The organism is Ralstonia sp. PBBBR1 (assembly GCF_002256165.1).
Lineage (GTDB): Bacteria > Pseudomonadota > Gammaproteobacteria > Burkholderiales > Burkholderiaceae > Ralstonia > Ralstonia thomasii.
In genome coordinates this window covers 202,362-228,014 of the sequence record NZ_NKIL01000004.1, presented here as the reverse complement: position 1 = coordinate 228,014, position 25,653 = coordinate 202,362, and the positions used below count along the sequence as shown (strand labels likewise).

25 protein-coding genes are annotated in these 25,653 nt (G+C 66.1%); 5 read left to right on the top strand and 20 right to left on the bottom strand.

Features of this window, described 5'->3' with window-relative positions; translation table 11 throughout:
- Positions 1–33 precede the first annotated feature (33 nt).
- The 8 genes from CFE42_RS07230 to CFE42_RS07195 all read right to left on the bottom strand — a co-directional run bounded on the left by CFE42_RS07230 (position 34) and on the right by CFE42_RS07195 (position 8,344).
- The gene (locus CFE42_RS07230; RefSeq protein ID WP_004631362.1) at positions 34–1,566 is read right to left on the bottom strand and encodes an aldehyde dehydrogenase family protein; all 1,533 of its coding nucleotides are present in this window, start codon (positions 1,564–1,566) and stop codon (positions 34–36) included.
- A gap of 67 nt (positions 1,567–1,633) precedes the next feature.
- Positions 1,634–2,698, bottom strand: a complete 1,065-nt coding sequence (locus CFE42_RS07225; protein ID WP_004631363.1) for an ABC transporter substrate-binding protein — start codon at positions 2,696–2,698, stop codon at positions 1,634–1,636.
- 26 nt (positions 2,699–2,724) lie between these two features.
- On the bottom strand, positions 2,725–3,858 hold the full coding sequence (locus CFE42_RS07220; RefSeq protein WP_004631364.1) for an FAD-dependent oxidoreductase: 1,134 nt from the start codon (positions 3,856–3,858) through the stop codon (positions 2,725–2,727).
- On the bottom strand, positions 3,851–5,281 hold the full coding sequence (locus CFE42_RS07215) for an FAD/NAD(P)-binding oxidoreductase (protein ID WP_004631365.1): 1,431 nt from the start codon (positions 5,279–5,281) through the stop codon (positions 3,851–3,853). Before CFE42_RS07215 ends, CFE42_RS07220 begins: the two co-directional genes overlap by 8 nt.
- Positions 5,281–5,607 carry a (2Fe-2S)-binding protein gene (locus tag CFE42_RS07210; protein ID WP_004631366.1) on the bottom strand — a complete coding sequence of 109 codons (327 nt, stop codon included), beginning with the start codon at positions 5,605–5,607 and terminating at the stop codon, positions 5,281–5,283. The genes CFE42_RS07215 and CFE42_RS07210 overlap by 1 nt, the downstream gene beginning before the upstream one ends.
- 13 nt (positions 5,608–5,620) lie before the next feature.
- A complete protein-coding gene (locus CFE42_RS07205; protein ID WP_004631367.1) occupies positions 5,621–6,415 on the bottom strand; it encodes an ABC transporter permease in 795 nt (264 codons plus the stop codon).
- A gap of 10 nt (positions 6,416–6,425) precedes the next feature.
- Positions 6,426–7,283, bottom strand: coding sequence for an ABC transporter permease (locus CFE42_RS07200; RefSeq protein WP_004631368.1), 858 nt, complete (start codon positions 7,281–7,283; stop codon positions 6,426–6,428).
- Positions 7,280–8,344 carry an ABC transporter ATP-binding protein gene (locus tag CFE42_RS07195; protein WP_004631369.1) on the bottom strand — a complete coding sequence of 355 codons (1,065 nt, stop codon included), beginning with the start codon at positions 8,342–8,344 and terminating at the stop codon, positions 7,280–7,282. Before CFE42_RS07195 ends, CFE42_RS07200 begins: the two co-directional genes overlap by 4 nt.
- Before the next feature lie 187 nt (positions 8,345–8,531).
- On the opposite strand from CFE42_RS07195, the gene CFE42_RS07190 reads away from it, so the two are divergent.
- Positions 8,532–9,374: an IclR family transcriptional regulator gene (locus CFE42_RS07190; RefSeq protein WP_004631370.1), complete on the top strand. Its 843-nt coding sequence runs from the start codon at positions 8,532–8,534 to the stop codon at positions 9,372–9,374.
- Here the strand turns inward: CFE42_RS07190 and CFE42_RS07185 are convergent.
- From CFE42_RS07185 to CFE42_RS07175, 3 genes are read right to left on the bottom strand one after another with little or no spacing between them, the layout of a single operon-like run.
- Positions 9,359–10,798, bottom strand: a complete 1,440-nt coding sequence (locus CFE42_RS07185; RefSeq protein WP_004631371.1) for an FAD-binding oxidoreductase — start codon at positions 10,796–10,798, stop codon at positions 9,359–9,361. The genes CFE42_RS07190 and CFE42_RS07185 overlap by 16 nt on opposite strands.
- 37 nt (positions 10,799–10,835) lie before the next feature.
- Positions 10,836–12,086, bottom strand: a complete 1,251-nt coding sequence (locus CFE42_RS07180) for a PLP-dependent aminotransferase family protein (protein WP_004631372.1) — start codon at positions 12,084–12,086, stop codon at positions 10,836–10,838.
- A complete protein-coding gene (locus tag CFE42_RS07175) occupies positions 12,083–13,492 on the bottom strand; it encodes a VOC family protein (RefSeq protein WP_004631373.1) in 1,410 nt (469 codons plus the stop codon). The genes CFE42_RS07180 and CFE42_RS07175 overlap by 4 nt, the downstream gene beginning before the upstream one ends.
- Positions 13,493–13,630: 138 nt before the next feature.
- Here CFE42_RS07175 and CFE42_RS07170 point away from each other — a divergent pair, with 138 nt between their 5' ends.
- Positions 13,631–14,551 carry a LysR substrate-binding domain-containing protein gene (locus tag CFE42_RS07170; protein WP_004631374.1) on the top strand — a complete coding sequence of 307 codons (921 nt, stop codon included), beginning with the start codon at positions 13,631–13,633 and terminating at the stop codon, positions 14,549–14,551.
- A 179-nt stretch (positions 14,552–14,730) separates the two neighbouring features.
- Complete coding sequence (locus CFE42_RS07165; protein ID WP_004631375.1) at positions 14,731–15,267, top strand: PadR family transcriptional regulator; 537 nt, start codon at positions 14,731–14,733, stop codon at positions 15,265–15,267.
- 3 nt (positions 15,268–15,270) lie between these two features.
- Here the strand turns inward: CFE42_RS07165 and CFE42_RS07160 are convergent, their stop codons facing one another.
- From CFE42_RS07160 to CFE42_RS07130, 7 genes are all read right to left on the bottom strand, one after another.
- Positions 15,271–16,275 (bottom strand): nitronate monooxygenase family protein, encoded by a 1,005-nt coding sequence (locus CFE42_RS07160; protein WP_004631376.1) that lies wholly within the window; start codon positions 16,273–16,275, stop codon positions 15,271–15,273.
- A gap of 54 nt (positions 16,276–16,329) precedes the next feature.
- Complete coding sequence (locus CFE42_RS07155; RefSeq protein ID WP_004631377.1) at positions 16,330–16,773, bottom strand: nuclear transport factor 2 family protein; 444 nt, start codon at positions 16,771–16,773, stop codon at positions 16,330–16,332.
- Positions 16,774–16,888: 115 nt separating this feature from the next.
- Positions 16,889–17,356: a universal stress protein gene (locus CFE42_RS07150; protein ID WP_004631378.1), complete on the bottom strand. Its 468-nt coding sequence runs from the start codon at positions 17,354–17,356 to the stop codon at positions 16,889–16,891.
- Positions 17,357–17,447: 91 nt separating this feature from the next.
- Entirely contained in the window at positions 17,448–18,347 is a 900-nt protein-coding gene (locus tag CFE42_RS07145; RefSeq protein WP_004631379.1) for a LysR family transcriptional regulator, read from the bottom strand.
- A gap of 26 nt (positions 18,348–18,373) precedes the next feature.
- On the bottom strand, positions 18,374–18,694 hold the full coding sequence (locus CFE42_RS07140; RefSeq protein WP_004631380.1) for a hypothetical protein: 321 nt from the start codon (positions 18,692–18,694) through the stop codon (positions 18,374–18,376).
- A 1-nt stretch (position 18,695) separates the two neighbouring features.
- Complete coding sequence (locus tag CFE42_RS07135; RefSeq protein WP_004631381.1) at positions 18,696–20,051, bottom strand: acyclic terpene utilization AtuA family protein; 1,356 nt, start codon at positions 20,049–20,051, stop codon at positions 18,696–18,698.
- A gap of 4 nt (positions 20,052–20,055) precedes the next feature.
- Entirely contained in the window at positions 20,056–21,354 is a 1,299-nt protein-coding gene (locus CFE42_RS07130) for a citrate:proton symporter (protein ID WP_004631382.1), read from the bottom strand.
- Between the two features lie 196 nt (positions 21,355–21,550).
- Here CFE42_RS07130 and CFE42_RS07125 point away from each other — a divergent pair, with 196 nt between their 5' ends.
- On the top strand, positions 21,551–22,099 hold the full coding sequence (locus tag CFE42_RS07125) for an alpha/beta fold hydrolase (protein ID WP_004631383.1): 549 nt from the start codon (positions 21,551–21,553) through the stop codon (positions 22,097–22,099).
- A gap of 56 nt (positions 22,100–22,155) precedes the next feature.
- Positions 22,156–24,540: a cation-translocating P-type ATPase gene (locus tag CFE42_RS07120; protein ID WP_004631384.1), complete on the top strand. Its 2,385-nt coding sequence runs from the start codon at positions 22,156–22,158 to the stop codon at positions 24,538–24,540.
- A 170-nt stretch (positions 24,541–24,710) separates the two neighbouring features.
- On the opposite strand, the gene cadR is transcribed toward CFE42_RS07120, so the two are convergent.
- Both cadR and CFE42_RS07110 read right to left on the bottom strand, forming a co-directional pair.
- The gene (gene cadR, locus CFE42_RS07115; RefSeq protein WP_004631385.1) at positions 24,711–25,187 is read right to left on the bottom strand and encodes a Cd(II)/Pb(II)-responsive transcriptional regulator; all 477 of its coding nucleotides are present in this window, start codon (positions 25,185–25,187) and stop codon (positions 24,711–24,713) included.
- Positions 25,188–25,204: 17 nt separating this feature from the next.
- On the bottom strand, positions 25,205–25,591 hold the full coding sequence (locus tag CFE42_RS07110) for a four-helix bundle copper-binding protein (RefSeq protein WP_004631386.1): 387 nt from the start codon (positions 25,589–25,591) through the stop codon (positions 25,205–25,207).
- Positions 25,592–25,653 lie beyond the last annotated feature (62 nt).

Below are 25,653 nucleotides of genomic sequence, written 5' to 3'. Positions count from 1 at the left end.
CGCCGCCCGAATATCCCATCGATCAGGCGCTGATCAAACGTCGAATCGAACGCCCTGCGCCAGCGGCAGCGCGCCGCTGTAGTTGACGGTGTTGGTGGCGCGGCGCATGTAACCCTTCCACGCGTCCGAGCCGGATTCCCGCCCGCCGCCGGTTTCCTTCTCGCCGCCGAATGCACCGCCAATCTCGGCGCCCGACGTGCCGATGTTGACGTTGGCGATGCCGCAGTCGCTGCCGGCCGACGACATGAAGCGCTCGGCATCGCTCAGGCTTGCCGTGAAGATGGCAGACGACAGGCCCTGCGGCACGCCGTTCTGGATCGCGATGGCCTGTTCGGTGTCGCCGTCGTACGTCACGACATAGAGGATCGGCGCGAAGGTTTCGCTTTCCATCACCTTGGTCGGCTTCGGCATCTTGACCAGCGCAGGACGGACGTACCAGGCGTCGGCGCCGAGGTCTTCGCGCACGCGCTCGCCGCCCAGCACTTCGCCGCCTTCGGCGCGGGCCTGCGCGAGTGCCTGCTGCATGCCGTCGAAGGCGGCCTGATCGATCAACGGGCCGACCAGCGTGCCGTCAGCCAGCGGGTCGCCAATCGCAATGCTCTGGTAGATCTTTTCCAGGCGAGCGAGCAACGTATCGGCCACCGAGCGGTGCACGATCAAACGGCGCAGCGACGTGCAGCGTTGGCCCGCGGTGCCGACGGCGGCAAACGTGATGGCGCGCGCCGCCAACTCCAGATCCGCCGACGGCGTGACGATCATCGCGTTGTTGCCGCCCAGCTCCAGGATCGAGCGGCCGAAGCGTTCCGCCACCTTCACGCCCACCTGGCGGCCCATGCGCGTCGAGCCCGTGGCGCTGACCACCGGCACCAGGTGGCTGGCGACCAGCGCTTCGCCCACGTCGCGCCCGCCGATCAGCAGTTGGCTCAGTCCGGCCGGAATGGCGCCCGGCTTCTCTGCATTGAACGCGTCGACCACCTGTTGCATCAGGTGGTGGCATGCAATGGCGGTGAGCGGCGTTTTCTCCGACGGCTTCCATACGATGGCGTTGCCGCACACCAGGGCGAGCGCGGCGTTCCACGACCATACCGCCACCGGAAAGTTGAACGCCGAAATGATGCCCACCACGCCCATCGGATGCCACGTTTCCATCATCCGGTGCCCAGGGCGCTCGCTGGCGATGGTCAGGCCATGCAGTTGCCGCGACAGGCCGACGGCGAAGTCGCAGATGTCGATCATCTCCTGCACTTCACCCAGCCCCTCGGAGGTGATCTTGCCCGCCTCCAGCGAGACCAGTTCGCCCAGCGCTGCCTTGTGCGTGCGCAGCACCTCGCCCAGGCGGCGCACGAGTTCGCCGCGCACGGGTGCCGGCACAACGCGCCATGCCAGATACGCTTGATGCGCGCTCTGGATGGCAGCCTCGGCCTGGCCGGCGGTATGCGATTTCACGGTCGCCAATACCGTGCCGTCGCGCGGGGCGCGGCTCGTCCAGTCCGTGCCTTCATAGGCCTTCAGGTCCAGGCCGAGGGCCTTCAGTACGGTCTGCAATCGTGTTCGGGAATCTGACATGGCGTGAATCCTTGCTCTTCTCTCGTGTTCAATCGAAAAACTGTTGCGATGCGGTGATGCGTAAGGCTCAACGCTCGACGATGCGGTTCCAGCGCTTGCTCCACTCGGGGCGCTCGGCGTTGATCACGTCCCAGTCCAGCGCAACGGCCGTCTTCAGGATGGTGTTCATCTTGTTCTGCTCCTCTGCCGCCTTGCCCTTGAGCGGGGCCTTGGGGTTGACTGGATTGTAGGAGCCGTTTTCCATGGCGAGCGCCTGGGCCTCGGGGCTGATCAGGTAATCCGCCAGCTTCTGCGCCAGCTCGGCATCCGGATTGTTGGCCAGCACGCACTGCGCTGTGAGCAGAACGACGGCACCTTCCTTGGGCGCGACGAATTCCATCGGGATGCCCTTGGACTTCATCAGCTCCACCTGCGTGAGCGTGTACGGGAACAGCGCCGCATCGCCGGCCTGCATCATCTCCACCACCTTCGACGAGTTGGGGATGTACTCGACCACGTTCGGGCCGATGGTGGTCGGCCATGCCTTGAATGCCGGGTCGACATTCTTTTCCGTGCCGCCCTTCATGCGGTTGAACATCAGGAAGGCGTCCAACCCGAACGACGAAGCCGGCATGGATTGCACGACCACCTTGCCCTTGTATTTCGGGTCAGCCAGGTCGCCCCACGAGGTGGGCGGCGTCCAGCCCTTGTCGGCGAAGACCTTGGTGCTGTAGGCCAGGCCCGTCAGGCCCATCGACAAGCCGACCGCGTAGTCCCCCTTGAGGTGCGCAATGGCGGGCACCGCCGACAGGTTCGCCGAGGGCTTGAGCTTTTCGCACAGTCCCATGCCGATGGCGCGGAACATGACGCCATCGTCCAGCGTCATCACGTGCATCTGCGCCTTGCCTTTGGTCGCTTGCGCCTTGGCGAGGATGTCGGTCGAGGTGCCGGGCACGACGACGACCTTGACGTTGTTGGCCTTCTCGAACGGCGGGAATACGAACTGCGTGTAGGTGCGTTCCATGTTGCCGCCGTTCATGCCGATGTACAGCGTCTTGGTGTCGGCGTGGGCGGCGCCCGCGGCGAGCAGGGCCATACCGGCAGCCGCAGCAATGACGGACGTGAACGATGTTTTCGCGTGTTTCACAAGCATGGTGATCTCCTGGGGCATCAAGTGCATCAAGCTGCGGGTGGCAGAAAGCGTTGGATGGAAAAGGGCTCGATCGGCGTGGTGGTGCGGCCTTCGGCGATCAGCTCGGCCATGACATCGCCCACGCCGGGGCCGAGTTGGAAGCCGGCGCCGGCAAAGCCGAACGCGTGGAACAGGCCGGGGCGGCGCGCACTGGGGCCAATCACGGGCTGGTCGTCGGGCAGGTTGCCTTCGGTGCCGCTCCAGGTGCGGATGATGTGGGCGCCGGTGAGTTGCGGCAGCAACGCCGCCAGTTGCGGCAGCTGGCGCAGGATTGCCACGTGCGACGAGCGTGCGCGCTGGACATCCAGCACGTAGCCGCGCCCGCCGCCGAACACCACATTGCCGCGCCGAACCTGGCGGCAGTAAATGCCGCCACCTTCCACGCCCAGGCTCCAGGGCAGGAAGAACGGCAGCGGCTCGGTCACGCCCATGGTGGGCGGGATGGTGAACATCGGTACGGGCTCGCCCCATTGCGCGGCAAACTGGGCGGCCCACGCCCCGGCGCAGTTGACGAGCGCAGAGGCTTTGACCTCCAGATCGCGATCATGCTGGCGTGCATGGACGACGAAGCGCGCGCCATCGTGCTCGACCGATTGCACCGGCGCGTGCTCGCGTACATCGGCGCCGGCAGCCTGCGCGGCGCGAGCGAACGCGGGCGACAGCAGGCGCGGATTGGCTTGTCCGTCTTCCGGGCACAGCGAGCCACCGACGATCTGTTCGCCGCCCATCGGAAAAACTTTCTGCAGCGCGGCCCGGCCCTCGATGAGCTTCAGCCCGAGGCCAAACCCCTCGCTGCGCGCTGCATAGCTGGCCAGCGATTCCATGTCCGCCACGCTGCGCGCGATCTTGAAGTGCCCGCTGCGCTCGTACTCGGCCTCGGTGCCGATCAGCTCGGTCAGGCGCCCCCAGATCTGGTGCGAACGCTGGGCCAGCGGCAGTTGCTCGATGGAGCGCCCCTGGCGCCGCACACCGCCAAAATTGACGCCGCTGGAGCGCGAGCCGCACAGGTCGCGTTCGAGCAAGGTGACGGCCAGCCCGCGCCGCCGCAGGAACAGTGCCGTGGCGCTGCCCATGATGCCGCCGCCGATGATGGCCACGTCGCATGCAAGCTGCTCACGCATGGTGGTCCTCCGGTTCGATCACCTCGGTCACATCCAGCGGCAGCGGCTTGATCGGTGCCTGCCCGCGCAATCGGCCCACCTGTGCCAGCGGCACGGACTGCGCGTGCGCCAGGATTTCTGCTGCCGACGCGCCGCACATCCGGCCCTGGCAGCGGCCCATGCCGACCCGGCACAGCGCCTTCAGGCGGTTCAGTTCATGCACGCCGCATTCCGCGGCCGTCTGGCGCAGGGTGCCCGCGGTGACGTTTTCGCAGCGGCACACGACCAGTTCGTCGCTGGCGTGCGCGGCCCAGTTATCGGGAAACGGGAAGGCGATTTCCAGCGCGTGGCGGAACCGCTCGATCTTCTGCAGGCGCTGGTGCAGCGCGTCCAAACGATCGGCATTGACGGTGAGTTGCCGATCCTGCAACAGGGCGAGCGCGGCCAACTCACCGGAGTACTCGGCTGCGTCGGCACCCATGATGCCTGCGCCATCGCCCGCCAGATACACGCCCGCGACGGAGCTGCGCCGCATCGCATCGATGCGTGGCACATGGCACCGGTGGAGCGCAGAAAACTCGAACGCGCAGCCCAGCAGATCGGCGAGCTGCGTTTCGGGCCGCAGCGCGTAGCCCATGCCCACCGCGGAGCACGCCGTGCGCTGTTCGCGACCGGCGCTGTCGTGCCACACGAGTTGTTCGACCGCCGCATCGCCTTCGGCGCGCAGCAGTCGCACGCCCTGATGCATGGGAATGCCATGCAGCTTGAGCCAGGCGACCAGCGCCAACCCCTTGGCCATGACGGCGGGCTGGCCCAGCATGGCCGGTGCCGCCTTGTAGCGCGCGGAGGCCGGTGCGGTGTCGAGCACCGCCACGACATTCGCGCCGGCCTTCGCGTACTGGCAGGCCACCAGATACAGCAGCGGGCCGGTGCCGGCAAACACCACGGCATCGCCAATCGCACAGCCCTGGTATTTGAGCGCGACTTGCGCACCGCCCAGCGTATAGACGCCGGGCAGCGTCCAACCCGGGACGGGCAGCACGCGGTCGGTGGCGCCGGTCGCGACAATCACATCGCGCCACGGCAGGCTACTGACCGCGCGCGTCGGCACATGCAGCAGGTCGAGCAGATCGGGCTGGGCATTCCAGACCAGGGTCTGCGGGTGGTAATCGATCTGGGATTGGAGGCGGTCGAAGGTGGCGTGTATTGCCTGCGCACGTTCGGCTTCGGTGCCGTACAGATCTGCGGCACTCCGGGCGAAGCCATCTGGCTGGCGGCGATAAATCTGGCCGCCGGCGCGCGGCGCTTCATCCAGCACGATGGGTTTGAGGCCGTGCGCCAGCAGCGTCTGCGCCGCACGCACGCCTGCCGGCCCGGCACCGATGATGACGGGCGGCAGATCCGCTTGCGACTGCCGCTTCAGCATGGGGGCGGGTTGCGTCATCACGCGGCTCCCTCGTTGCCGGGCGGCTGCGTGCAGATGTGCATGCCGGGTTCGATCATGGTCTGGCAGGCGCGCAGCGATTTGCCGTCGGCCAGGCGCACCCAGCAGTCCTGGCATGCGCCCATCAGGCAGAAGCCGGCGCGCGGCTGCTGGCTGAATTCATTGATGCGCAACTGGCGTGTGTGCGTGAGCACGGCCGTCAGGACGGTGTCCCCGGCGAGGGCTTCAGCGGGCTGGCCGTCCAGCACGAAGGCCACCGTGGGGCGGTTGCGCTCTTTGAGGCGCTGGAGCTGCGCGCGGGCAGAGCGGTTTGCAGGAGCATTCATCGTGATCTCTGTCTCAATGCTTGCCGATCAGAATTCGGTCCAGACCGTAGGCCTTGTCCAGCAGCAGCATCAACGCGAGCGTGAGGAAGACGATCAGCGCCGAGACGGCGGCCATCATCGGGTCGAGCGATTCCGTGGCGTACATGTACATGCGCACCGGCAGCGTGACGGTGGCGGGCGACACCACGAAGATCGACATCGTCAGTTCATCAAAGCTGTTGATGAAGGCCAGCAGCCAGCCGCCCGTGATGCCCGGCAGGATCATCGGCAGCGTCATGCGCCGGAACACCGTGAAGCTGCTCGCACCCAGCGAATAGGCGGCGTGCTCGACCGAGTGGTCAAAGCCCACCAGCGCCGCCATCACCAGCCGCATCGTGTACGGCGTGACGATCAGCGCGTGCGCGAAGATCAGCCAGCCGAAGCTGCCTTGCCCGCCCACCAGCGAGAACATGCGCAGCAGCGCCACGCCCAGCACCAGGTGCGGAATGATCAGCGGCGACAGAAACACGCCTTGCAGATACTGCAGGCCCGGGGCGCGGAAGCGGACGATGGCCATGGCCGCCGGCACCGCGAGTGCGGTCGACAGCGTGGCCGCCGCCAGGCCCAGCCAGAGGCTGTTCCAGAACGACTGCACGAAGTCGGGGTGATGCAGCACCTGGTCGAACCAGCGCAGCGAGAAATGGCTGGTGGGCAGCGTGAGCGTTTCTTCGGGCGTGAAGGCGACGATGCACACGATCACCAGCGGTGCCAGCATGAAGGTGATGACGAGCGCGTTGAAGATGAGCGCGAGCGGTCCGTTCTTTTGCATGTGCGCTCCTTCAGCCCAACGTCTTCTTGTAGCGGCCTTCGATCATGCGGTTCCAGCCGAGCATGATGACGAGGTTGGCCGCCAGCAGGATCAGCGCAATGGCAGCGCCCAGCGGCCAGTTCAGTTCGTTCAGGTATTCGTCGTAGATGAGCGTGGCGACCATCTTCACGCGGCGCCCGCCCAGCAGGCCCGGAATGGCGAATGAGCTGGCCGCCAGGCCGAACACGATCAGGCTGCCCGACAGAATGCCCGGCATGACCTGCGGCAGCACCACGCGGCGCAACGTCGTGAAGTGCGAGGCGGACAACGACAGCGCGGCGTTTTCCACCCATGGGTCGAGCTTTTGCAGTGACGTCCACACCGGAATCACCATGAACGGCAGCATCACGTGCACCAGCGCAATCACCACGGCCGTCTCGTTGTACAGCAGCTTGACCGAGCCGATGCCAACGGCCTTGAACGCGGCGTTGATCAGGCCTTCGGGCCCGAGCAGCATGCTCCAGCCGAATGCGCGCACCACGACCGAGATCAGCAGCGGCGCCAGGATGATGAGCAGGAAAATCGAGCGCCAGGGCTTGCGCATCCGGCTCAGGATGTAGGCCTCGGGCGCGCCGATCAGGATGCAGATCAGCGTCACGAGTGCCGAGACGCGCAGCGTGCGCCAGAAGATTTCGTAGTAGTACGGGTCTTGCACCACGTGCAGGTAGTGCGCAAACGTGAAGGTGCCCGCAATCGGGCCCTTGTCGGCGTCGAATGCGTTGAACGACAGCATCACGCTCAGCGCGAGCGGCACGAACAGCATCACGCCGAAGAGCGCCAGCGCCGGGCCGGTCATGCTCCACGGCACCCAGATCGGTCTGCGGCTCATGCTGCGGTCCCCTCGCTACCGATCACGCGGACATAGCGGTCTTCCCAATCGACGCCGACGGTCTGACCCACGTCGCGCGGGGCGTCGCCATCGTTGACGGCGGAGACCAGCATCGCGCCGAGCGGCGTATCGACGGTGTACATCCACTGGTTGCCGAGGAAGAAGCGTTCGGTCACGCGGCCTTCGCAACGGCCGGTGCCGTCGGCGTTGCACGTCATTTTTTCGGGGCGCAGCGCCAGGACGACCTTGCTGCCCAGGGGCGTGCCAGGCGGCAGTGCCAGTTGCACGGCCCCGACCGTTGCGCGACGTTCGCCATCGGCACCGGCCACCACTGCCGCATGCAGCAGGTTGGCCTTGCCGACAAACGTCGAGATGAACGCGTTGCTCGGGTGCTCGTACACCGCCAGCGGCGTATCCACCTGCGTGATGCGGCCCGCTTCCATGACGACGACGCGGTCGCTGATCGACATGGCTTCGGCCTGGTCGTGCGTGACCATGATGGTGGTCGTGCCGACCTTGCGCTGGATTTCACGCAGCTCGAACTGCATCTCTTCGCGCAGCTTGGCGTCCAGGTTCGACAGCGGCTCGTCCAGCAGCAGCACCGGTGGCTTGATGACCAGCGCCCGCGCCAGGGCCACGCGCTGCCGCTGGCCGCCCGACAGCTCGCGCGGGTAGCGATCGATATGCTTGTCCAGATGCACGAGCGCAAGCGTCTGCAGGGCGCGCTCGCGGCGTTCCGCTGCCGGGCACTTGCGCATCTCCAGCCCGAACTCCACGTTCTCGCGCACTGTCATGTGCGGAAACAGCGCGTAGGTCTGGAACACGATCCCCAGGCCGCGCGCGTTGGCCTTGGCACGGGTGATGTCCTTGCCGTCCAGCTCGATCGAGCCCTCGGTCACCTCTGCGAAGCCCGCAATCATCTGCAGCGTCGTCGTCTTGCCGCAGCCCGACGGGCCCAGCAGCGAGACGAATTCGCCCTTGTGCACGTTCAGATTGAAGTCCTGGACGACCCGGAGGTCGCCGTACTGCTTGGAGACATGGTTCAGGCGCAGAAAACTCATCGGTGATCCTTTGCGACTGGGGGCGTCGCCAGATTCTTCCAATTGAACAATATGGATATGCTATTGCAACAGGTGTGCCAAAACATCGACTTCGCCTAGGTGTATACGCTGTAGTTGGAATTTTTCTCGTATTTATTCCGTTCATCGGAATACAATCGATCAACCAAATTCAGTCCATTCCAGCTTTATGTCCGTAGATTCCGACGACGATGCGCATCAGCGCAGCGCCATGCACCGCACCTTCCAAATCCTGCGCACCATGGCGGAGCAGCAGCACCAAGGTGTGCGCGTCACCTATCTGGCCAAGACCCTGGGAATGACCCCCGCCACCACGCACCGCCTGCTGCAGGGGCTGACGCAAGAAGGCATGGTCGAGCAGGATCAGCAGAACAAGCTGTACCGGCTGAGCCTGGACCTGTTTTGCCTGGCGGCCCAGGCCGGCGCGGTGAACGACTTGCGCTCCGTCGCACGGCCGGCCCTACTGCGGCTGAATGCAAGCCTGGGCGATACGGTGCTGCTGCTGGTGCGCTCCGGCTTCGACGCGGTGTGCCTGGATCGCGTGGAAGGGCAGTACCCCATTCGCACCTTCACCGGCGATGTGGGCGGCCGGATCGAACTCGGTGTGGGCCAGGGTGCGCTGGTGATCCTTGCGCACCTGCCCGACGCCGAGCAGGAAGAAGTGCTGCGCTACAACCTGCCGCGCATCCGGCACTACAGCGTCTACGACGAGGTCTATCTGCGCTCCGAGGTCAGGAAGGCACGCGAGCGCGGCTACAGCGCCAAAACAGACGGGCTGCTCGAAGGCATGGCCGGTATTGCCGTGCCCGTGTTCGATCGCAACGGCAACGTCGTCGCCGCGCTTTCCGTCGGTACGCTCGCCAACCGCCTGAGCGCCGATCGCCTGCCCATCGTCTACGACATGCTCCTGCGCGAGGCCAATCGCCTGACCACGCAGATCAATCCGTTCGATCCGACGCTGCGCCGCCCGATGCAGTCGATGGCCGTGAGCGATACCTATCGCGCCATCTGACCCGGCGGCCGTTCGAGCACGCGCCCCGGGTTCAGCACGCATTGCGGGTCGAGCGCCTGCTTGATGGTCTGCATCAACTGCAGGGCGACCGGCGCCTTGTAGTGCGGAAGGTGATCGCGCTTGAGCGCGCCGATGCCATGTTCAGCCGAGATCGAACCGCCAAAGCGGTGGACGGACCGGTACACCGCATCGCCAATCGCAGCCTCATGCGCGGCAACGAACGCTGCAGCGTCCGCCCCCGCCGGAGCCTGCACGTTGTAGTGCAGGTTCCCATCACCCAGGTGCCCGAAGTTGATGAGCCGCAGCCCGGGCGCCAGCGCCTGCAGTTGCGCATCGGTCTGCGCCACGAACTCGGGGATGCGCGAGATCGGCACCGAGACATCGTGTTTGATGTTGGGCCCTTCGGCTGCCTGGGCCAGGGTGATGCTTTCGCGGATGTGCCACAGGTCGTGCGCCTGCCGGATGTTTTCGGCAATGATCGCGTCGGTCACGATGCCGTCTTCCATCGCGGTTTCCAACAGGTGTTCAAACTGCGCGCGGGCATGCGCCTCGGATTCACTGTCGGACGCTTCCAGCAGCACGCACCACATTGTTTCGCGCCACATCGGCACGCGCAGATGCGGATAGTGCGTGTCGACCAGCCTGAGCCCTTCCTGGCTCATGACCTCAAAACCCGTGAGCGCCGCAGACAGATGCCGGTGTGACAACGCCAGCAATGCCGTGGCGGCTTGCAGCGACGGCACCGCGGCCCACGCCGTCAATTGCGCGGCCGGTTGCGGATACAGCCGCAGCGTGGCCGCCGTGATGATGCCCAGCGTGCCCTCGCTACCGATGAACAGATTGCGCAGGTCATAGCCGGTGTTGTCCTTGCGCAGGCCTTGCAGGTTCTCCCAGACTTGCCCGTCGGCCAGCACGACTTCCAGCCCCAGGCACAGCTCGCGCGCGTTGCCATAGCGCAGCACCTGCGTGCCGCCCGCGTTGGTCGCCAGGTTGCCGCCGATGGTGCAGCTGCCTTCCGCACCCAGGCTCAGCGGGAACAGCATGCCGGCCTCGCTCGCCACGTCCTGCAGCGACTGGAGTACGCAACCGGCGTCCACCGTTATCGTCATGTTGGCGGCGTCGATGGCGCGCACGGTCTGCATGCGGCGCAGGCTCAGGATGATTTGCCCGCCGCTGGCATCGGGCACCGAGCCTTCCACCAGCCCTGTATTGCCACCCTGCGGCACGATGGACACACCGGCTTGTGCGCACGCGCGCACGACCGCAGCCACGTCGGCCGTGCAGCCGGGCCGCACCACGCACAGCGCCTTGCCGCGCACGCGCTGGCGCCAATCGGATTCGTATTCGGCGCAGTCGTCGCCGGTCAGAACATTGGCGGCCCCCACGATGTCGTGCAAGGCCGGAATCAGGTTGTCGGGTGTCATGGCAATGCGATGAAGGTTGTCTCTTTCTGAGGAGGCGTTAACGCATGGCCAGCGCCACGGCTGCGGCCAGCCGCTGCACGGCCTGTTCGATCTGCGGCACCTCGGGCGCGGCAAACGACAGGCGCATGGTGTTGAGCTGCGCGTTGTCCGGGTAGAACGCCTTGCCGGGCACATACAGCACCTGCTGCGATACGGCGGCATCAAAGAGCGCTTGCGGGTCGATTGACGGCGCGAACGTGGCCCAGACAAACATGCCGCCCGCCGGCGCGGTGCACTGCATACGGCCATCCAGCTGCGTGGCGATGCCTTGCACCAGCGCCTGCATGCGCCGCTGATACTCGATGCGGGCGCGCTGCACCGTAGCCGGATAGCGGCCGCTTTCCAGATAGTGGGCCGCCACCATCTGCGCCAGCGGAGACGTACACAGATCCACCGTCTGCTTGGCGATGGCGCAGCGGCGCAGCAGGCTGGCATCGGCCAGCATCCAGCCGATCCGCAGCGCAGGTGCGACGGTCTTGGAAAGGCTGGAGAGATACACCACCGGGTTCGTGCCGCCCACGGCCTGCCGATCGCCCACTGCGCGCAGCGTGGGTGGCATGGCAGCGGCGTCGCCCTCTGCCGTATCAAAGCGCAGCTCGCCGTAGGGATCGTCTTCCACCACCCAGAAGCCGTGCGCGCAGGCCAGCTGCACCAGGGCTTCGCGCCGCTGGGCGGCGAGCAGCGTGCCGCGCGGGTTGGAAAAATTCGGGACGGTGTAGAGCAGCTTGGGGCGCTGCGTGGCAGGCAGTTGATGCAGCAGGTCGGCCAGTGCATCGGTCTGCAGGCCGTGTTCGTCCATCGGTATCGGAACGATGCGGGCCTGCGCCAGGCGCAAGGCTTGCAGCGTGGCAGGGTAGGCCGGCACTTCCACCAGCACCGTATCCCCCGGTTCGATCAACGCCCGCACCAGCAGGTCGAAGGCTTGCTGCGAGCCGGTGGTGACCATCATCTGTTCGGTGCTGGCCTGGATGCCGCGTGCGTCCATCAATGCGGCGAGCGCCGTGCGGAGGACGGGCAGTCCTTCAGTCGCGCCGTACTGCAAGGCCTGCGTATCGCCCGTCATGGCTTGGCCGGCGGCGTGCGCCAGGCCTTCAGCGTCGAACAGGCTCGGCGACGGATAGCCGCCCGCCAGCGAGATCATCCCCGGCTGGCTGAGGTACGGAAACAGTTCACGGATGGGCGAGCCGGCAGGGTTCGCGAACGGGGCGGCAAAGCCCGGCATGGCGGCTGGCGTGTGCGGGCCGGTCATGCGGCATCCACCACGGGCGTGCCGAGCAGCACGGCGCGCACCTGATCGATGGAGCGCTGCTGCGCTGCCTCGTACAGAGCGATTTCGTCATGCACGCGTGCGCCCAGCGCGGTCTCAAAGGCCTGCTGCGCGGCGTGGGCCTGATACTGCTTCTGCTCCTCACCGCCCAGGTTGGATTGGAAGATGCCCGCCGCGCTCACTGGCAAGAAATCTTCATACGTGATGGGGTCCGCTTGCACCCAGCCCTTGGCCTGGAGTTCATCCAACGACACATCGGCTGTCGCGGCTGCGTCGGCCTGTGCATGGCCCGACGGCGTGAGCGTGTAGCGATAGAACGCCAGGCCTTGCGCACGCAACGCGTCATGGCTGTCGGGAAAGGCGCTGAACGCCTGGGCCAACCGACTGCCGTAGTTGGGTGCGGCACTGCCGGCATAGCCCATGCTGCGCACCTCCGCCAGCAGTTGGTCGTAGAGCGTGCGGCCGGTGCGAGTGAGGGCCACGCCGCGCTGCTCGATTTCGCCAAAGCGTGCCGTGTGGGCGCCTGCATCATCGGTAAAGCGCACCGCTTCCTGCAGCGCCTTGAAGCTGGTCTGGCGCAGCAGGATGGGGCAGTCGCGGCGCGGCGGACCTTCCACCACATCCTTGGCGTCCATGCCGCGTGTGGGCATGGCGGCCTGTGCGGCGTCGATGTCGAGGGTGCGCGGTGTCAGGTGGTTGATGTGGGGGCCGCGGAAGCACACCACGTCGGCTACAAGACGGTGAGCGGCTTGCAGCGCGCGATACGTCTCGGCGTCGACCGTGGCGGTGCTGTGCCAGCGGAACGTCTCCAGCGCTTCGCGTACGAACGCGTCGGCATCTGCGTCGGCCAGGCCGCCGTCGGCTTCGCATTGGGCGATCAATTCGAGCACGCGCGGGGTAAAGATCTGGCGGCGCGCCAGGATGGCAGCGGCCTTCTCGCGCAGGGTGGCGTCGGCAATCAATTCAAGCCGCAGCAGCGAGGTGAACACGCGAAACGGGTTGGCCAGCAACGCGGCATCGGTTACAGGGCGAAACGCCGTCGAATGCACGGGCACGCCGGCCACCGACAGATCGTAGTAGCCCACCGGTTCCATCCCCATGACGGCAAACAGCCTGCGCAGCGTGGCGAGCTCGGCGGCCGTGCCGACGCGGATGGCGCCGTGGCGCTCGATATCCAGCCGCTCCAGTTCGCCCGATTGCGCCATCTGCGCGCGCAGCGCGGGCTGGGCGTCCAGCGTGCCGGCGTTGATGTCTGCCACCAGCTCGACCAGCGTGCCGTATTGCGGCACCTCCTCGCGATACATGGCCGACATGGCGCGCGAAAAGCGCGAGCGGATTTCGTTTGCGTGGACGAACTTGGAGGCCGAAGGTTGATGCGCTGCGCTCATGATTGGATTGAGGTTTGGCAGGGGTGGGAGCGATGCTAGGGTGGCGAATGAAGGCCGGTCAAACGATAATCCGGGCGTAGGTCATTCCAAAACAGAATGAACGTTGCGACTTCCGCACCGCACAGCTCACACGCTCCCATGTTCCTGTCCCGCCGCTTCCTGCCGCCGATGTCCTTGCTATGCGCGTTCGAGGCCGCCGCGCGCCACCAGAGCTTCACGGCCGCCGCCGCCGAGCTGCACCTGACGCAAAGTGCCGTCAGTCGCCAGATTCGCGCGCTGGAAGAGCGTCTAGGCGCAGAACTGTTCGTGCGTGAACGCCAGACCGTGCGCCTGAGCGCAGCGGGCCAGGCGTATGCGGAGGAAATCCGCGGCGCGTTGATGCGCATCTCGAGCGCCACGGTCGGGTTCCGTGCCAATCCGCAAGGCGGCAGCTTGAATCTGGCGATCCTGCCGACGTTCGGCACCCGCTGGCTGGCGCCGCGCCTGCCGGCGTTCTTCGACGAGCACCCGGGCATCACCATCAATCTGACGACGCGGCTGTCGCAGTTCGACTTTCAGCTGGAGGCGGTGGATGCGGCGATCCATTTCGGTACGCCGCACTGGCCGGGGGCGGAACTCGCCCTGCTGATGAGCGAAACCGTCGTCCCCGCCTGCAGCCCGGCGCTGCTGGCCCGCTACGACTTTGCGCAGCCGCGCGATCTGCTGCATGCGCCGCTATTGCATCTGGCCTCGCGTCCCGATGCCTGGCCGCGCTGGCTGGCAAGCCATCACGTGGCGGGTGCAGAACCCCAAGGCATGCTGTTCGACCAATTTGCCACCGCCGCACAAGCGGCCGTCGCGGGGCTGGGCGTGGCGTTACTGCCGCGTTTTCTGATTACCCACGAGCTGCAGCAGGGCGATCTGGTGCAGGCGCTGCCGCATGTGCCCGAGATGGAAAGTGCCGAGCGCTACTACCTCGCCTGGCCCACCAGCCGCGCTGACTATCCGCCGCTCCAGGCGCTGCGGACATGGCTTGTAAAGGCGGCACAAGACTTCATGCCAACGCAGGCAGCCGAGTGAGACGCAACGCTTTCGCACAGCACAGGCACGCGCGAGTTCGGCACCAAACCAACGGTGGCCAAGCAGGGCATGACGCATCCACCGGGCTTCTGTAGAGTTCGCAGATCGAATCGGTTGGATCGGGTCAGCGGTGCTCAAAACCCGGTCGACGCCAAACAAAACTGACGTTATCTCTGCCCATGTCCATCCAACACGCACTGCTGACATCCCTGCTGGAAAAGCCCTCGTCGGGCTACGAGCTTGCTCGACGCTTTGACAAGTCGATGGGATATTTCTGGAGCGCCACGCATCAGCAGATCTACCGCGAACTCGGGCGCATGGCCGAAGCCGGCTGGGTGAGCATGGAAGAAGAGGAAGACAGCCGCAAGAAGACGTATACCGTCCTGCCGCCGGGCCGGGACGAACTCGCGCGCTGGGTGCTGGAGCCGACCGTGTCGTCGGACAACCGCGAAGAAGTGCTGGTGAAGCTGCGTGCCGACGCCGTGATCGGCCCGCTCGGTTTTGCCGACGAGATGCAGCGCCTGATCGAGCAGCACCGCACGCGGCTGAACACCTTCCGCGAAATCGAGCAGCGCGATTTTGCGCGGCCCGATCTCACGCGTGCGCAGCAGTTGCAGCACGCGGTGCTGCAGCGCGGCATCGTTTACGAAGAAGGCTGGCTCGCGTGGGCAGACGATGTGCTGCCGTTGCTGGAGCCAGCCTCAGTGACCGCGTAAGCCTTAAGCCGTCGCCTTACTATCGGCCGCGGTGCGCAGCGCTTCGATGTTGTTCAGGCGCCGGCGTGCCACCTCGAACTCCTCGGCAAAGCGCTTGACGAGTTCCGCCGCCGGCACCACGCGCTTGACCGCGCCCACGCCCTGGCCGGCGCCCCAGATGTCTTTCCACGCCTTGGCCTTTGCGCCGCCGCCCGAGCCGAAGTTCATCTTGCTCGGGTCCGATTCCGGCAGAGCGTCCGGGTCCAGGCCGGCGCCTTCGATGCTCTTGCGCAGGTAGTTGCCGTGCACGCCGGTGAACAGGTTCGTGTAGACGATATCGCTGGCGGTGCTTTCCACGATCGCTTGCTTGTAGCCCTCGATCGCATTCGCTTCTTCGGTGGCGATGAATGCGGATCCGACATAGGCCAGATCAGCGCCGGCCGCCAGCGCCGCCAGGATGGCGTTGCCGTTGGCGATGGCGCCCGACAGCAGCAGCGGGCCATCGAACCATTCGCGAATTTCGTGGATCAGCGCAAACGGCGAGGTTGTGCCCGCATGGCCACCTGCGCCCGCCGCCACGGCGATCAGGCCATCGGCGCCTTTCTCGATCGCCTTCTTGGCGAATTTATTGTTGATGACGTCGTGCAGCACGATGCCGCCGTAGCTGTGCACCGCCTGGTTCACGTCTTCACGCGCGCCCAGCGACGTGATGACGATGGGCACCTTGTACTTCACGCACAGCTCCAGGTCGTGCTCCAGGCGGTCGTTCGACTTGTGCACGATCTGGTTGACGGCAAATGGCGCCGACGGCTTGTCAGGGTGCTGGGCGTCGTATTCGGCCAGCTCCGTGGTGATGCGCTGTAGCCACGTTTCCAGCAGCTCGGCCGGGCGTGCGTTGAGCGCCGGGAACGAGCCAACCACGCCCGCCTTGCACTGCGCGATCACGAGGTCGGGGTTGGAAATGATGAACAGCGGCGAGCCCACTACGGGCACGGACAGCCGGTTTTGCAGAATTGGCGGCAGCGACATATGGCAGTCTCCGTTGGAATCGTTATGGAATGAGGGGAAGGGCGCGAGCGGGTGTCAGGCTTCGGCCTTGAGCAGCGCGAGCTTGTCGCCCAGCTTGGCGCCCATGGCCGCGCCGAGGGCCTGCAGGCCGCTGGCCGGGCGCACCATGACTTCAAACTCGACGATCTTGCCTTCAGCGTTGAAGCGCACCATGTCAATGCCCTTGAGGGCCTTGCCGCTCACGTTGGCACTGAATTCCAGCACCACGCTGGCGCCGTCGCCGGTGACGAAGCTGCGGTGGTATTTGAAGTCTTCAAAGACGGTGTTGACGGTGCGAAGCACCAGCGTGGTCGCCGTGCGGCCCGGGTAAGGCGTGTGCGCCACGGGTGAGCGGAAGACCACTTCATCGGCGAACAGCCGGTCGAGATCGTCCATGTTGCCGCTCTCGAGCATGGTGTGCCAAGCCTCGAGCGTGGCCTGCGCGGGGGCGTTCAGTGTCTGGGGAATCGGCTGCGGCATGCTGGCTCCTGGGCAGAAAGTGCAACGGATTGCATCAACGTGGCATGCAACATAGCACAGCCAACTTTCTCTATGCAACAAGTTGCATAGTGGAGCCATTCGACTTCAGCCGAGGTCAGCCGACAGCGCTTTGTGGGTGCTGTGCACGTACCACGATGACGGTGCGGTGCGACAGGCGCGCCGTGCGCTCGGCCACGCTGCCCAGCAGAATGCGCGCGAGTCCGTGCTTGCCTTGGGAGCCCACGACGATGGTGTCGGCCTGCCAGCGTTCGGCTTCGTGCTCCAGCGCGTTGCCGATGTCGTCGTCGGTGGCGTCGAGTATCAGCACGCCGGTTTCAGCGGCGGTGCCGTCAGCGTCGAACTGGCGCTGCAGTTCGACCAGCGATGCGCTGGCCGTCCGGTGGGCCTCTTCGCGCAACGTGTCGACGCTGTAGATTTCGCGCGATTCCGGCATGGCCGGCGAGCCGATCGCCCAGACGATCCGGACCCGGCCGTTGAACGCGCGGGCGAGGGCGGCCGCTTCTTCCACCGCCAAGTGGGATTCATGTGTGCCGTCGAAAGCGGCAAGAATGCGTTGATGCATGGGGCGCTCCGCAGAATCGGAATGGGAATGCCACACTGTAGCAGCGCAGGTGGGCGATGCTGCACCCCGGATGTGCCCGGGTTGTGCAGCGTCAAACGGGCGCCGTCGTGCGCACGGGGTGCGCCAGCAGCAAGTCCAGCAACCCCTGGGCCGCGATCGACAGGCTGCGCCCGTCGCGCCGGATGACATACAGCGTGCGCACCAGCCCCGGCAGTGGCAGCTGCCGCACCACCAGCTCGGGCAGGCGGAACTGGAACAACGCCAGCGCCGGAATGACGGTGATGCCGAGGTTGGCCGCCACGAGCGCGGCCGCCGTGGCCAGATGTTCGACTTCCATGCCGCTGCGCAGCTTGGTTGGGTGCAGCGCCGCATCGAGGTACTGCCGGATGCTCGTGTTGCGCGCAAGGTGGATGAACGGCGTATCGATAAGATCCCCCACGGCCAGCGCCGGCTTGCGCGAAAGCGGGTGCTCCTGATGGCAGACGAGGTGGAAGTCGTCGGTGCAGAACGGCTGGGCGGCTAGGCCCGCCATGTCGGCGCCCATGGCCGCGATGGCGAAGTCCGCCGCCCCGCGCCGGACCATGTCGATGCAGGGGTCGGACAGTTGATCGTGCAGCGCCAGCTGAATGCCCGGATGCTGCGCGGAGAACGCGGCCAGCACACCCGGCAGGATGCCCGCGGCAATCGACGGCAGCGCGGCCACCGTCACGCGTCCGGTGCGTGCCGCGGCGCGATCGCGCAGCTCGGAAAACGTCGCCTCGAAATCGGCCAGCAGGCGCAGCGCCGATTCCGCAAAGGCTTCGCCCTCTGGGGTCAGTTCAACATGGCGCGTATTGCGGTCGAACAGGCGCACGCCGGCATCGGCCTCCAGGTTCTGGATCAGCGCGCTGAAAGCCGATTGCGACAAGTGGCATGTCTGTGCCGCCTGCGTGAAGTTCTTGTGCGCGCGCAGCGCGGCAAAGGCGCGGAGCTGTTTGACGGAGAGGTTCATGGCGATGCCGGGCGTGATGCGCCAGCTTAGCCTGGAATCTCCAGCGTGAGCAGCGCGCTGGACAGCGATTTGCCATGCGCATCCAGCGCCAGCGATCGCGTCACGCCGCCGGCCAGCGCGCCGTGCAGCACGAAGTTCAGCGCGCCCAGTTGCGGGAGCACGTAGCGCTCGACTTCGCCGTGGACGAGTTCAGCGAAATGCGCGCGCACGTGCTCGGCCGTCACGTGTTGTTCGAGCATGGCAAATTCTTCGGCGCATTCCGGACGAAGGGCGATGACGGAGATGCACGAGATGTCGCCCTTGTCGCCGGCGCGGGTGTGGGCGAGATCGCGGAGGGTGCGGGGCATGTCAGCTCTCCAGGATGTGCACGGCGTGCGGGGCGAGTTCAGCAGGAATCAACGTCGACGCCACGGCGATGATCTCGCGCGCGCCTTTCGTTGCTCCGCCGCCGCCGGATGGGCCGCAGGTCAGCAGCGTTTCCACTTCGTTGCCGATGCGGATGGCTTCGGCCATCGACTCAGTGCGCGCGGCCACGCGCACGCGCACTTCGTACGGTTCGGCATCGGTGCGGGAAAGGGCTGCGCCATGCAGCGCATCCACGCCAATCAGCTCGAAGCGCGTTTCCGTCATCTGTACGCCGGTGAGCGCAAGCCGCTCGCGCACGATGTCGAGCGCCAGCTTGCCGCGGGCCACCGCGTTGGGGCCGGCATAGCTGATCTGGCCTTCACCGATATAGCTGTCGAGATAGCCGATCGAAACCTTCAACTGGCCCGTGCGCGGTGTGCCGGTGGCCCCTTCAATGACGACGCGGTCTTTGCCGTCGGCGTGCATGCGCACGTTGGAGAAGTCCGCTACCACGTCAGGCGTGAGGTAGCGCGCCGGGTCGTGGATCTCGTACAGCAACTGCTCCTTGCACGTGGCTTCGGTGACAAGGCCGCCTGCCGTGGCGACTTTGGTGATGCGCACCGAGCCGTCTTCACCCACCTCGCCAATGGGGAAGCCCAGGCGTGCGAGGTTAGGTACGTCCTTGATGCCGGGGTCGGCAAAGTAGCCGCCGGTGATTTGTCCGGCGCATTCAAGCAGATGGCCGGCCAGCGTGCCGCAGCCCAGGCGGTGCCAGTCGTCCATGCGCCATCCAAACGCATGGATGAGCGGCCCAAGCGCCAGCGCCGGATCGGCCACGCGCCCGGTGATGACGACGTCCGCGCCCTGCGCCAGCGCATCGACAATGCCCAGCGCGCCGAGGTACGCATTGGCCGACACCATGCGCGTGTGCAGCGATGCGACTGGCGCGCCGCCATCCATCAGCGTGAAGTCCTGGCCGCGGGCTTGCAGCAGGTCGAACACGTCGTCGCCCGTCACGGCCGCCACGCGCAGCTTGAGGCCCAGCTCGCGGGCGATGTCGCGCGTGCGCTCCGCCGCCGCCTGCGGGTTGGCCGCGCCCATGTTGGTGACGATGCGGATGCCGCGTGCCGCGCAGGCCGGCAGTACTGCCCGCATGCGCGCTTCGAGCAGCGGGTCGTAGCCATGCGACGGATCTTTGCGTCGCACCTGCTGTGCGAGCGCAATGGTGCGCTCGGCCAGGCATTCGAACATCAGCACGTCGATGTCGCCGTGCTCGGCCAATTCCAGCGCCGGTTCGATGCGGTCGCCCGAATAACCGGCGCCGCCGCCGATGCGCAGTGTTTTCAACTCGGTCTTCATGCCATCACCACGGAAGCACGCCCAGCACCACGGCCACTGCGGTCATCAGCAGCGAGGCACCGAACAGGAAGGGGATCGAGAATTTCTGGTGGTCTGCCAGTTCGATACCGCACAGGCCGACCACGAGAAAGGTCGCCGGTGTGAGCGGGCTGACCGGAAAGCCGGTGGTCATCTGGCCGAGCACGGCGGCCTGTGCCACATGCACCGGCGCAACGCCCAGCATCTTCGACGCTTCGGCCACGACGGGCAGCACACCGAAGTAGAACGAATCCGGATCGAACAGCAGAGACAGCGGCATCGACAGCACGCCCAGCACCACTGGGATGTGGTGCGCCATGCCGGGCGGAATGAAATCGACCGCCGTCTTCGCCATTGCGGTGAGCATGCCGGATTTGCTCATGATGCCGGTGAACACGCCTGCCGCCAGTAGGATGCTCGCCATCATCAGCGCGGCCTTGGCGTGGGCGTCCACGCGCTGGCGTTGCTGATCGACGTTCGGGTAGTTGATCAGCAGCGCGGCCACCACGCCCAGCATGAACATCACCACCGGGTCCACCTTGCCGCTCACCATCACGCCCATCACCACGACGGTGAGGATGAGGTTGATCCAGAAATTGCGCGGGCGGCGCAACGCCTGCTCTGCATCCGTCAGGGGGCGCGCGACGACCTGCGTGCCGCCGGCGTGGTTGGCCAGGCCCAGGCGCTTCTCTTCACGCTTGCCGAGCAGCCATGCGCACGCGAACACGAAAACGAGCCCGGCAATCTGCACCGGGATCAGCGGGTTGAAGATGTCCGTGACGGGCATATGCAGCGAGGCCGAGGCGCGGATCATCGGCCCCGTCCACGGCAGGAAGTTCACGCCGCACGCCATCGACGTCACGCACGCCAGGATGCGGCGGTCCATGCCGAGGCGGTCATAAAGCGGCAGCATGGCCGGAATGGTGATGAGGAACGCCACCGCGCCCGAGCCGTCCAGGTGAATCAGCAGCGCCAGCAGGGCAGAACCCACCACGATGCGCGGCGGACGGCTGCCCACGGTGCGCAGGATGCGGTCGATGATCGGGTCCAGCATGCCGGCGTCGGTCACGATGCCGAAGTACAGGATGGCGAAGATGAACATCCCCGCCACGGGCGCGACGTCCTTGATGCCGCCGATGATGAACTTGCTGGTGTTGAGCCCGAACCCGCCTACGAGCGCGGCGATGACGGGAATGGCGATGAGTGCGACCAGCGGCGACATGCGTTTGGTCAGGATGACGACAAACAGTGCGACGATGGTCAGCAGCCCGAGCATTGCGAGCATGGTCTCCTCCGAGTTTTTTGGATTCGGAACCCCTGTTGGCGGGATTTAGGAGTGACTGTAGAAGTTGGTGATCTGCCTGTGAAACAGAATATTTGGATTGATTGTGCGGATTCGCCGATGAGTGGCGCCGACGCCGCCCGCCAAATCCCGGCAGAATGTCTCGCATTCCAATCCGCCATTCACTGCCGGAGACGCCGTGAGCGCTACCCCGACCGTCCTGATCCTGCCCGGCTGGCAGAACTCTGGCCCCGAGCATTGGCAATCGTGTTGGGAACGCCGGCATGGTGATCGCCGTGTCGAACAGCGCGACTGGTGTGCGCCGAAGCGTGCGGATTGGATGGCTGCGCTGGAGGCCGAAGTGAGCGCAGCCCCTGGCGACGTCGTATTGGTGGCGCACAGCCTCGGTTGCGTGCTGACGGCGCATTGGGCGGCCACCTCGGCCCGTGCAGTGCGCGTGCGCGGCGCTTTGCTGGTTGCGCCGCCGCAGCTCGATCGCGCTGACATGCCGTCGGAGTTGGCGGATTTTCGGCCCGTTCCGCAGCAGCGTTTGCCGTTTCCCGCTGTGCTCGTGTTCAGTACCAACGATCCGTTCAGCGACGCTGGCTGGAGCCACGGCCAAGCCGAAGTGTGGGGAGCGGAGCCCGTCGATATGGGTGCGCGCGGTCATATCAACGCCGAATCGGGTTTGGGTGAATGGCCGGAAGCCCGCGCCATCGTCACAAAGTGGACGAAAGACCTTATCTAGCGATGCCGGAACGTGGGGCTTGACCCTGAAGCTTCTTCAGGGTTTTGAATGGCGGCATGAAACCTGATCTCGCCTCCAGCCTGCCTGTCCACGACCACGCCAAGCCGGAAGCCTCCGGCTGTGGGGGTTGCTGCGGTCACGCACAACCGGTCGCCAGGGACACCACCCAACCTGCGCATGATCATCACGATCACGACCATCACGATCACGACCATCACGTTCATGATCACGGCCACGCGCCCGAAGTTGCGGCGCCCGCCAATGCGGCGGCACGCGCAGCTGCCACCGGCTGCACCGTCGTGCGCGTCGAGCAGATGGATTGCCCCACCGAAGAGCGCATGATCCGCGCCAGGCTGGGTAGCGCGGATGGCGTCGTCGCGCTCGATTTCAATTTGCTCGAGCGCCATCTCACCATCCACCACACCGTTGACGATGTGGCGCCCTTCCTGGAGGCGCTGCGGGCCATCGGCATGGATGGCGAGGTGCTTGAACAGCGCGAGCGCCTGGCCGCAGCGTCTGCGGAGCCCACCCGCATCTCGCGCCGCACGTGGCTGCTCGGTATCGGCGGCGTGACTGCCTTCGGTGCGGAAGCCATCGCCTGGTCGCTCGGCGATCACGCCTGGCCGGTGTTGGCGTTGGCACTGGCTTCCATCGCATTGGCCGGCGGACCCACGCTGCGCAAGGGCTGGATTGCCGTGCGCGCGCTCACGTTCAATATCAACTTCCTGATGGCGGTGGCCGTCATCGGCGCGCTGCTGATCGGCAAGTGGGCCGAAGCCGCCATGGTGATCTTTCTGTTTGCCGTGGCCGAAGCCATCGAAGCGCGCGCGCTGGTGCGTGCCCGCGATGCCGTACGCGCCCTGACCGCCATCGCGCCGGACACCGCAGAGTTGGCCGATGGCGCAGGCGGCTGGCGCGATGTGGCGGTCGACAGCGTTTTCGTTGGCGCGCGCCTGCGTGTGCGCACCGGCAGCCGCGTGCCAGTCGACGCGCGCATCGTGAGCGGCCGCGCCGCGCTGGACGAATCGCCCGTCACGGGCGAAAGCCTGCCGGTGGAAAAAGCCATTGGAGACACCATCCTTGCCGGCACGATCGTCACCGACGGCATGGTCGAGGCGCAAGCCACGGCGCTGGCTGCGGATAGTACGCTGGCGCGTATCGCCGGGGCCATCCAGCAAGCGCAATCGCAGCGTGCGCCCACGCAGCGCTTTGTCGACAAGTTCTCTTCCATCTACACGCCCGCGATGATGTTGCTGGCGTTGGCGGTGGCCGTCATCGGCCCGCTGGTCACGGCCGACGGTTGGCTGGCGTGGACCTATCGCGCACTCGTGCTGCTGGTGATTGCCTGCCCGTGCGCGTTGGTGATCTCCACGCCGGTCACGGTGGTCAGCGGCCTGGCTGCCGCCGCACGCCGTGGCATCGTCGTTAAGGGCGGCGTGTATCTGGAAAGCGGCCGGCGCCTGCGCGCGCTGGCGCTGGACAAGACCGGCACGCTCACCGCAGGCCGGCCGCTGCTCGACGCGGTGATGTTGCCCGACGGCGCACGCCGCGCCGTCGCGGATCTGAACGCCGCGACCGACGCGACACAGTTGCATGCGCTGGCAGTGGCCGCGGCGCTCGATGCCAACACCACGCACCCGATTGCCGTAGCCATCGTGCAGGCCGCTGCGGCGCACGGCGCGGTCGATGCGAATTCAGTGGAAAACTTGTCGGTGCTGCCGGGCCGCGGTGTGGCGGGCACGCTGGGCGGCGTGCGTTGGCATCTGGGCAACGCGGCGCTTGTTGCAGAGCGAGGCTTCGATACCTCTGTCTGGCGGGCCGCTGCAGAGTCGTTGCAAGCCGAAGGCATGTCTGCCGTCACGCTATGCGATGCGAACGGCGCCGTGGCGCTCTTTGGCGTGCGGGACCGCGAGCGCGCCGAAAGCGCCGAGGCCATCGCCGAGCTGCGTTCTCTGGGCGTGATGCCCGTCATGCTCACCGGCGACGACCGCCGCGCCGCACAGGCCATCGCCAAGACGGTCGGCATCGACAACGTGCACGCAGAGCAGCTCCCCGCCGACAAGCAGCGCGTGGTGGGCGAGCTGGCCGCGCAACACGGCTTCGTCGGCATGGTCGGCGACGGCATCAACGACGCCCCGGCGCTTGCCCGCGCCGACATCGGTTTCGCCATGGGTGCCGCCGGTACCGCCACCGCGCTGGAAGCTGCCGACGTGGCCATCATGGACGACGACCCGCGCAAGCTCGCGAGCTTCATCCGCATCAGCCGCCGTACGGTGGCCGTGCTGCGTCAGAACATCGTGCTGGCGCTCGGCATCAAGGCGGTGTTTCTGGCGCTGGCCGTGATGGGCGACGCCACGTTGTGGATGGCGATCTTTGCCGATGTGGGCGCGAGCCTGCTGGTGGTGTTCAACGGCCTGCGGGTGATGCGCGTGCGCGCGTGATGTGCCGGCGCGCGAGGTCACTCGATCAGCCCAGACAGGCGATGAGGTCGTCAGCCGAGCAGCGCGCGCTTTCGCCGGCCGGAATCGTCTGCTCCCATGCGATGACGCCGGGGTGGCGTTCTCTATTGCGCTAGGCAGGTACCGGCGAGCGTCCAGAATCTGCAAGTCGTTCAGCGATGCACGCCGCGAATATGCCGGTGTGCGTGTTCGCCCTCGCCATGTTCGTGACTGTGGCCTTGAGGATGGGCGGCGACGGGCTCTTCGTGCAGCGATTGCAGCACGCCGCACTCAGCCACGGACGCGGCCGTCGTGCAGCGTTGCCCGATCGCCTCGATCTGGCCCTTCAGATCGGTCAGCTCGGCGATACGCGCTTCAACGTGGCGCAGGTGCTCGTCCAGCAGGTTGTTGATCTCTTCGCACGAGGCCTGCGGGTTGGCCTGCAGTTCGAGCAGACGGCGGATTTCGGTGTGCGCCATGTCGAGCGACCGGCACTTCGCAATGAAGGCCAACTGCTCGACATGCTCCGGGGTGTAGACGCGATAGTTATTGGCGGCGCGCGCAGCCGGGGGCAGCAGGCCCTGCGCTTCATAGAAGCGGATGGTCTCGATGCTGATGCCCGTGCGCTGGGCGAGTTCGCCAATTTTCATACGCGTTGAAAAAACAATCAGAAGACAGTCGGCTCGGCGGTGATGGCTTCGACGCCGGCGACTTTCAAGCAGGCGTCCAGGCAGGCGCGGCAGGCCGTTGCACAGCCGCTGCAATGGCCTTGGCCGTGATGATCGCATTCTTCCGCGCATTGGGAACAGATCTCGGCGCAGTCTTCCAGAAGCAATTCTGCGAATTCGCTGTTGCGCTCCAGGAATTTGCGCGTGAGGGCGCAGTATTCGGCGCAATCCGTGCACGCGCTGATGCAGCGCGCCATGGCTTCAGCGTGGCCATTCTTGCCGGATTCCGTCGCGCAATGAGTGCAAGCGGCCTCGCATGCCTGCAGCGCCTGGATCACACTGGCAAAACGCTTGGCATTCTCTTTCGCGGTCGGACGAGTGGTCATGTCGGTTCTCCTGTGGCAGTGGATGTGCACGCTGGCGCGCTTGGGAAGGGATGAGCCCGGGC

Bases quoted from the DNA above. Each gene is read 5' to 3' on its own strand.
- CFE42_RS07150 (WP_004631378.1), bottom strand. From the start codon at position 17,356: ATGCATCAACGCATTCTTGCCGCTTTCGACGGCACACATGAATCCCAC.
- cadR (WP_004631385.1), bottom strand. From the start codon at position 25,187: ATGAAAATTGGCGAACTCGCCCAGCGCACGGGCATCAGCATCGAGACC.
- CFE42_RS07185 (WP_004631371.1), bottom strand. From the start codon at position 10,798: ATGACACCCGACAACCTGATTCCGGCCTTGCACGACATCGTGGGGGCC.
- CFE42_RS07210 (WP_004631366.1), bottom strand. From the start codon at position 5,607: ATGAATGCTCCTGCAAACCGCTCTGCCCGCGCGCAGCTCCAGCGCCTC.
- CFE42_RS07205 (WP_004631367.1), bottom strand. From the start codon at position 6,415: ATGCAAAAGAACGGACCGCTCGCGCTCATCTTCAACGCGCTCGTCATC.
- CFE42_RS07130 (WP_004631382.1), bottom strand. From the start codon at position 21,354: ATGCTCGCAATGCTCGGGCTGCTGACCATCGTCGCACTGTTTGTCGTC.
- CFE42_RS07225 (WP_004631363.1), bottom strand. From the start codon at position 2,698: ATGCTTGTGAAACACGCGAAAACATCGTTCACGTCCGTCATTGCTGCG.
- CFE42_RS07170 (WP_004631374.1), top strand. From the start codon at position 13,631: ATGTTCCTGTCCCGCCGCTTCCTGCCGCCGATGTCCTTGCTATGCGCG.
- CFE42_RS07135 (WP_004631381.1), bottom strand. From the start codon at position 20,051: ATGAAGACCGAGTTGAAAACACTGCGCATCGGCGGCGGCGCCGGTTAT.
- CFE42_RS07155 (WP_004631377.1), bottom strand. From the start codon at position 16,773: ATGCCGCAGCCGATTCCCCAGACACTGAACGCCCCCGCGCAGGCCACG.
- CFE42_RS07200 (WP_004631368.1), bottom strand. From the start codon at position 7,283: ATGAGCCGCAGACCGATCTGGGTGCCGTGGAGCATGACCGGCCCGGCG.
- CFE42_RS07110 (WP_004631386.1), bottom strand. From the start codon at position 25,591: ATGACCACTCGTCCGACCGCGAAAGAGAATGCCAAGCGTTTTGCCAGT.
- CFE42_RS07175 (WP_004631373.1), bottom strand. From the start codon at position 13,492: ATGAGCGCAGCGCATCAACCTTCGGCCTCCAAGTTCGTCCACGCAAAC.
- CFE42_RS07165 (WP_004631375.1), top strand. From the start codon at position 14,731: ATGTCCATCCAACACGCACTGCTGACATCCCTGCTGGAAAAGCCCTCG.
- CFE42_RS07195 (WP_004631369.1), bottom strand. From the start codon at position 8,344: ATGAGTTTTCTGCGCCTGAACCATGTCTCCAAGCAGTACGGCGACCTC.
- CFE42_RS07215 (WP_004631365.1), bottom strand. From the start codon at position 5,281: ATGACGCAACCCGCCCCCATGCTGAAGCGGCAGTCGCAAGCGGATCTG.
- CFE42_RS07145 (WP_004631379.1), bottom strand. From the start codon at position 18,347: ATGAACCTCTCCGTCAAACAGCTCCGCGCCTTTGCCGCGCTGCGCGCG.
- CFE42_RS07120 (WP_004631384.1), top strand. From the start codon at position 22,156: ATGAAACCTGATCTCGCCTCCAGCCTGCCTGTCCACGACCACGCCAAG.
- CFE42_RS07230 (WP_004631362.1), bottom strand. From the start codon at position 1,566: ATGTCAGATTCCCGAACACGATTGCAGACCGTACTGAAGGCCCTCGGC.
- CFE42_RS07190 (WP_004631370.1), top strand. From the start codon at position 8,532: ATGTCCGTAGATTCCGACGACGATGCGCATCAGCGCAGCGCCATGCAC.
- CFE42_RS07220 (WP_004631364.1), bottom strand. From the start codon at position 3,858: ATGCGTGAGCAGCTTGCATGCGACGTGGCCATCATCGGCGGCGGCATC.
- CFE42_RS07180 (WP_004631372.1), bottom strand. From the start codon at position 12,086: ATGACCGGCCCGCACACGCCAGCCGCCATGCCGGGCTTTGCCGCCCCG.
- CFE42_RS07140 (WP_004631380.1), bottom strand. From the start codon at position 18,694: ATGCCCCGCACCCTCCGCGATCTCGCCCACACCCGCGCCGGCGACAAG.
- CFE42_RS07160 (WP_004631376.1), bottom strand. From the start codon at position 16,275: ATGTCGCTGCCGCCAATTCTGCAAAACCGGCTGTCCGTGCCCGTAGTG.